Raw genomic sequence first — 6,736 nt, 5'->3', positions numbered from 1 at the left:
TCCCTTTACCTCTCCCCGGTGGGGAGAGGTCGGAAGCGCTCACAAGATAGCTTCCGGGTGAGGGGGCACTGCACTCCCTTACGCACAGCCCCACCTTGGAACACACGCTAACCCCTCCCTAACCATCATGAGACGCGCTGCGCCGCACACGGCACGCGACGCGCCCCCGACCCGGATAATTTTACGGGTTTGAGACGAACCGCAGGCCATGGTGCGGAAAAAGTCTTGCGTAGGCAGCAGCGCGGCCATGGCCCTCCTTTCTCATGAGCACACGGACAGCATCTCGATCGGCGGTCGCCGTTGGGCACCCACCCGCGTGCGCGAGGCCGTGGTCCGTGCCTTAGACGGCGCCTTCAGCGACAAGCGCCGCAACGTGTCGCGCCCCAAGCTGCTGTTCGCCACCTCCGCCGTCGATGCCGCCATCGTCGTCGCCACGGGCGCCGCCGCATTCCTGCTCGTGGGCGAGGGCGCACTGTCCGTCTCGGCCATGGCCGCCTGGACCGCCGTGCTCGCGCTCGCCACCACGCTCGAATTGCGCCGCAACTGGTCCTACTCGGTGCACGCCCTGCGCCACCCCACGCAGCAGATGGGCAAGATCGTAAAGAGCATGCTTGCCGTCTTCTGCGTCGCCGCCGGCGCGAGCTACCTGACCGGGCTTCCGACCTTCGCGCCCCTGACCGGCCTCGCCTGGCTCAGCATGGCGGTCGCCCTGATGACGGCTCAGCGCTTCGCCCTGGCGCGCCTGCTCGCCGGCCTCACCGAGGCCGGCCGCCTCGTGCGCCGCACGGTCATCGTCGGCGGCGGCCCCGACGCCGAGCATCTGATCAGGACGCTCGAAGGCGGCAGCCACAACGAGCTCGCCATCCTCGGCGTCTTCGACGACCGCGCCGACGAGCGCTCGGCCGCGAGCGTCGCCGGCTTCCCCAAGCTGGGCAGCATCGATCAGCTCCCCGCCTACAGCCGCACGGCAGGCGTCGATCTCGTCATCGTCACCGTGCCGATGGCCGCCGAGCAGCGCCTGATGCAGATCCTGAAGGTGCTGTTCACGCTCCCCGTCGACATCCGCATCTCAGCGCTGAACTCGAAACTGCGCCTGAGCTCCAGCGCCTACACCTACATCGGCCGCGTGCCCATGCTCGCGCTCATGGACCGCCCGCTGACCGACTGGGACCGCGTCATCAAGAACGTCGAGGACCGGGTGCTCGGCACGCTGCTGCTCCTCCTCGCCACGCCGATCATGGCGCTGGTCGCGCTCGCCGTCCGCCTCGAGAGCAAGGGACCGATCTTCTTCCGGCAACGCCGCTACGGCTTCGACAACGAGCTGATCGAAGTGCTGAAGTTCCGCTCCATGTACACGGACATGTCGGACGCGGACGCATCCAAGCTCGTGACCAAGGACGACCCGCGCGTGACGCCGGTCGGCCGCTTCATCCGCAAGACGAGCCTCGACGAGTTACCGCAGCTCCTGAACGTGATCAGGGGCCAGATGTCCCTCGTCGGCCCGCGCCCCCACGCCACCGAGGCCAAGGCAAGCTCCGACCTCTACCAGACCGTCGTCGGCGAATACTTCGCCCGTCACCGCATGAAGCCCGGCGTCACCGGCTGGGCACAGATCAACGGCTGGCGCGGCGAAACCGACACCCACGAGAAGATCCAGCGCCGCGTCGAGGCCGACCTCTACTACATCGACAACTGGTCTTTGCTGTTCGACCTCTACATCATCGCCGTGACGCCGTTCGTGCTGCTCAGCGGCAAGAACGCGTACTAGGACGCGGGCTCGACATGACAAGCAAGCTCCCGCAAACGCCCGCCGGCCTGCTCTCCAAGCCGAGAGCTGCAAGCACCCCACTCCGGGCGCGCTCCTGGCAGGTTTGCGTGGATCCCGGCCTTCGCCGGGATGACGTCAATTTTGTTCCTGCCGACTGCCACAAACTCTCCGTCATGCCGGCGAAGGCCGGCACCCACGCAAGTCTCCACAGACGCAACACTCGGACTGAAACGAATCCGTCCAGCACGATCACGTCGATGACCGAGGCGCTAGCGCGATGATCGGCAAGCTCGCCTCCGTCGCACCCCTTGGCGCAGATCACGACAGCACTGCGCCGGGGATCGTCCCCGCCGGCACGCTGGCCGCGATCGCCGTCGCAGGCGCCATGGCGACCAGCACCATCGTCTTCTCCGAGCCGGCCGTGGCCGACGTGCTGATGGCCGCCGTCATCGTCGGGCTGCCCATGCTCGGCGTCACGCGTTTCGGACACGCGGCGATCCTGAACCTCGTGCTCTGGCTCGGTCTCGTTGCGCTGAGCCTCGCCGCCTGCTCCGTCTCGACCACGTTCAACACCGCCGTCATCCATCAGGTGGTGACGCTCTTCCTCGCGCTCGGCGCCTTCGTGCTCGCGGGCTATATCGCGGCCGACCCGGTGCCGCGCTTCCGCCTCGTCATGGTCTGCTACGTCGTCGGATGCCTAATCGCATCCGCCGCCGCCCTCGTGGGCTACTTTGGGCTCGTCCCGTCAGTCTCCGAGCTCTTCACGAACTTCGGCCGCGCGCGCGGCACCTTCAAGGATCCTAACGTGCTGGGCGCCGCGGTGGCGCCCGCCCTCGTCTTCCTGGCCTGGGTGGCCCTGCGTCAGCCGCTGCGCCAAACGGCACTTGCCGCGCTCGCGGCTCTTCCCCTGGTCCTCGCGCTGCTGCTCAGCTTCTCGCGCGGCGCCTGGGCCTCGGCCGTGCTCTCGCTGGCCCTCGCCGTGTGGCTGCTGCTCGTCACGACGCGCCGCGCGGCCGATTTCCGCCGCCTGATCGCCATGGCCACGCTCGGCACCATCGCGCTCGCGGCCACCATCGGCGCCGCGCTCCAGATGGAAGCGGTCGAGGACCTGTTCGCCGAGCGCGCGAGCTTGGACCAGTCCTACGACGAAGGCCCCGAGGGCCGCTTCGGCGGACAGGCGAAGGCCGTCCGCCTGATCCTGGACCACCCCTTCGGCATCGGGACCCACACCTTCCGCGATACCCACCATGCCGAGGAGGCGCACAACGTCTACCTGAGCCAGTTCCTGAACGCGGGCTGGATCGGGGGCACGCTCTACGCCATCTCGGTCTTCGCCACGCTGGCGGCGGGCTTCTACGCCATCCGCCAGCGCACGGCGCTGCAGGGACCGCTCATCGTCGCCACCGCCGCGTTTGCCGGCGTCGTGTTCGAAGGCTTCGTCATCGACACCGACCACTGGCGCCATTTCTTCATCCTGATGGCGCTCGTCTGGGGCCTCGTCGACGCCGATCCGCCCGTCTCGACCACAGGAAGGCGCAGCCATGATCAGTGAGGCCCCGAGCGCATCCCCGGGCTTCATCCGCAGTGCCCTCGACGCGCTGTGGATGAGCCGTACGACCCACGCCGCGAGCTGGAATGCCCTAGGCGTGTTCGCCGTGCGCGCCTTGAGCGCCGCGCTCCTGTTCTTGACGCAGGTGGTGCTCGCACGCTGGATGGGCGCCTCCGAGTACGGCCTCTACGTCACGGCGTGGACCTGTGTGCTCGTCCTCGGCGGCCTCGCGCACCTGGGCTTCAACGTGGCCATGATGCGCCTCGCGCCGCAGTACCACGCCAACGGCGACTACGCCTCCTTCCGCGGCCTGCTCAACGGCGGACGCCGCGTGGCGCTCGTCTCGTCTGCGGTGATTGCGACCGTCGGGCTCACGACCATCTGGGCCTTCCACATCGAGAGCAAGGCCGCCCTCGCGCTGCCGCTCGTGCTCGGCTTCCTGTGCCTGCCGTTCTACGCGCTGACCGACGTGCAGGACGGCTTCGGCCGCGGACAGGGCTGGACCATGGAGGCGATCATCCCGCCCTATGTCGTGCGTCCGCTCATGCTGCTGCTGCTGGTCGCCAGCGTGTTTCTCGCAAGCCTCTCCGCAAGCGCCGTGACCGGCATGACGCTCGCCCTCGTGGCGGTCGTAGTCGCCATGGCGCTGCAGACGATCCTGATGCAGCGCCGCGTCGCCGCGTCGGTGCCGCACGTGGCGCCGGCCTATCACTTCGCCGACTGGTTCCGCATCTCGCTGCCGCTGCTCGCGGGCGGCATCTGCGAGATCGTGATCCAGAACGCCGACGTTCTGCTCTTGAACTTCTTCCGTCCCTCCGACGAGATCGGCCACTACTACGCGGCCGCGAAGACGACGGGTCTCGTGCTCTTCATCCTCTACGCGGTGGGCACCGCCTACGCAGGCCGCATCGCCGCCGCCCACACCCTCGGCAACCGCGCCGAGATCGAGAGCCTCGTCGGCGACGCCGTGCGCTGGACGTTCCTGCCCGCGGCCGCCATCATGATCGGCATCCTCGCCGTCGGCTATCCGGTGCTCACGCAGTTCGGCGACACGTTCACCGACGCCTATCCGCTGATGTTCATTCTCGCCGCCGGCATCCTGACCAAGGCGGCCATGGGACCGTCCGAGACCATCCTCAACATGCTCGGCCACCAGCGCGCGAGCGCGCTCTCGCTCGGCATCGCCGCCGCCGTCGCCGTCACGTTGAACCTAGTCCTGATTCCGCTCTGGGGCGTCACCGGCGCCGCCGTCGCCACGGCGACCGCCTTCGCCACCATGGCACTGATCAACTGGCTCGCACTGCGGAAGCTGGAAGGGCTGAACCTCTTCATTCTCGCCAACCTCCCGCGCTCCAACGATCAGCGTTGAGGGGCGCCACACGGCAAAACCGAAGTTTCAAAGCAGCTCCGCGATTAGCGCGTAGAGCTTCTCCAGATCCTCTGGCCGCGACATGCGGTGCTCTCCGTCCGCGACCTCGGTGATCCGCACCCAGTCACCGGCCAGCACCTCGCGCAAAGCCCGCGCATACTCGACCGGCACGTCGCGGTCCATGACGCCCTGCAGCACCAGCACCGGGCGCCCCGGATCGAAGCCGGCGCCTTTCAACAGATGCCGCTGTCCGTCCTCGATGAAACGCCGCGTGATGACATAGCCCGCCGGATCGTAGTCCGATGGCCGCACCCAGCGGCCCGTCTCGACGATGTCGCGCCGCGCCTCCTCCGGAAACTGGCTCCACATCAGCTCCGTCAAGTCCCACGCAGGCGCGATGAGCACAAGGCCGCGCACGCGTTGCGCCTCGTCCGGCGCCGTCTCCACGAGCCGCTTGAGCAGCAGCAAGGCTACGTGTGCGCCCGTGCTCGACCCGACGAGGATCTGCGGCCCCTTCGTCACCTGCCGGAACACGGCCTCGCTCTCCTCGAGCCAGTCGCTGAGGGTTGCGTCCTCGAACCGGCCCCCTGACCGTCCGTGTCCGGAATAATCGAGCCGCGTGAAGCCGATCCCGCGCTCCGCGGTCCATTGGGCCAGCGCCTCGGCCTTGGTCGATACCATGTCGGACTTGAGCCCGATCAGCCACAGGAGCCCGGGATCGCCTTCGCGCGCCGGCGGCTGATGCAAAACGGCGATTCTGCGCGCCGCGGAACCGCTGCCGACAGGGATCAATTGCGGTTCTTGCGCACCCATCCTATGAAGCCTTTCCTGTCATCCGGAGCCTGATTTGGCCGAAAAGCGCCCGACCATACTGCAGATCATCCCGGAGCTCGACACCGGCGGCGCCGAGCTGTCGGCGGTGGAGATCGCGGACGCCATCGTGCGCGCGGGAGGGCGCGCACTGGTGCTCTCCGAGGGCGGCCGCCTTGCACCCCGCATCACGGCCTCGGGCGGTGAGTTCGTCCCCTTCGCCGCCGCCACCAAGAACCCTGTCCGCCTGCTGTGGAACGCCAGCGTGATCTGCCGCATGATCGAAAGCGAGCGCGTGGACCTCGTGCATGCGCGCAGCCGCGCCCCGGCCTGGAGCGCGCTGATCGCCGCCCGCCGCGCCGCCGTTCCGTTCGTCACCACCTACCACGGCGCCTACAATGAAAGAACGCGCCTGAAGCGCGCCTACAATGCCGTCATGGCCAAGGGCGACGTCGTGATCGCCAACTCCCGCTACACGAAGCAGCTCATCGAAGCGCGCTACGGCACGCCGCCCGAGCGCGTCCGAGTCATCCACCGCGGCGTCGACGGCAGCACGTTCGATCCCGCCGGCATATCCGAGGAACGCAAGGCAGCGCTCCTGCGCCGCTGGGGATTGGCGCCCGATACGCGCATCGTCCTGCAGCCCGCACGCCTCACCGCCTGGAAGGGCCAGGGCACACTCGTCGAAGCCGCGCGGCTGCTCGAAAGGGACGGCTGCCTCGGCAACACCGTCGTTGTGCTGGCCGGCGACGACCAGGGCCGCACCGCCTACCGCCGGCAGCTCGAGAGCGAGATCGCCGCTGCAGGGCTCGAAGGCAAGGTGATCCTACCCGGCCACGTCGACGACATTCCGGCCGCCCTCGCCATAGCCCACCTCGCCGTCGTCGCCTCCGTCGAGCCCGAGGCCTTCGGCCGTGTCGCCACCGAGGCCCAGGCCATGGGGTGTCCCGTCATCGCGACCGACATCGGTGCGCCGCCGGAAACAGTTGCCGCCGCACCCCACGTCGCCTCGGCGGAGGCCACCGGCTGGCTCGTGCCGCCCGGCGATGCGGCAAGACTGGCCGCCGCCATGGCAGAGGCCCTGAGCCTCGGCCCGGAGGCGCGCGCCGCTCTGGGCGCCCGCGCCCGCGCCCGCGTCCTCGGGCAGTTCAGCCTCGATTCCATGCGGCGCGAGACCCTGGAGGTCTATGACCGCCTGCTTGGCACGCGGCTTGTCGCTTCCTATCTATAGGGCCTGCCA

The 6,736-nt window shown here is 68.6% G+C and carries 5 protein-coding genes; 4 read left to right on the top strand and 1 reads right to left on the bottom strand.

Annotated elements, in window-relative coordinates:
- The first annotated feature begins 247 nt into the window (after window positions 1-247).
- From IT540_RS02040 to IT540_RS02030, 3 genes are all read left to right on the top strand, one after another.
- Window positions 248-1,768: an undecaprenyl-phosphate glucose phosphotransferase gene (locus IT540_RS02040; RefSeq protein WP_291172532.1), complete on the top strand. Its 1,521-nt coding sequence runs from the start codon at window positions 248-250 to the stop codon at window positions 1,766-1,768.
- A 277-nt stretch (window positions 1,769-2,045) separates the two neighbouring features.
- Window positions 2,046-3,320, top strand: coding sequence for an O-antigen ligase family protein (locus IT540_RS02035; RefSeq protein WP_291172529.1), 1,275 nt, complete (start codon window positions 2,046-2,048; stop codon window positions 3,318-3,320).
- Complete coding sequence (locus IT540_RS02030) at window positions 3,310-4,686, top strand: lipopolysaccharide biosynthesis protein (RefSeq protein WP_291172527.1); 1,377 nt, start codon at window positions 3,310-3,312, stop codon at window positions 4,684-4,686. Before IT540_RS02035 ends, IT540_RS02030 begins: the two co-directional genes overlap by 11 nt.
- Before the next feature lie 27 nt (window positions 4,687-4,713).
- On the opposite strand, the gene IT540_RS02025 is transcribed toward IT540_RS02030, so the two are convergent.
- A complete protein-coding gene (locus IT540_RS02025) occupies window positions 4,714-5,499 on the bottom strand; it encodes an alpha/beta fold hydrolase (RefSeq protein ID WP_291172524.1) in 786 nt (261 codons plus the stop codon).
- 34 nt (window positions 5,500-5,533) lie between these two features.
- On the opposite strand from IT540_RS02025, the gene IT540_RS02020 reads away from it, so the two are divergent.
- Entirely contained in the window at window positions 5,534-6,727 is a 1,194-nt protein-coding gene (locus IT540_RS02020) for a glycosyltransferase family 4 protein (RefSeq protein ID WP_291172521.1), read from the top strand.
- The last annotated feature ends 9 nt before the right edge of the window (window positions 6,728-6,736 follow it).

Origin of the sequence: Hyphomicrobium sp. (assembly GCF_020852195.1) — a bacterium.
Lineage (GTDB): Bacteria > Pseudomonadota > Alphaproteobacteria > Rhizobiales > Hyphomicrobiaceae > Hyphomicrobium_C.
This window is presented reverse-complemented; position numbering and strand designations above follow the sequence as displayed.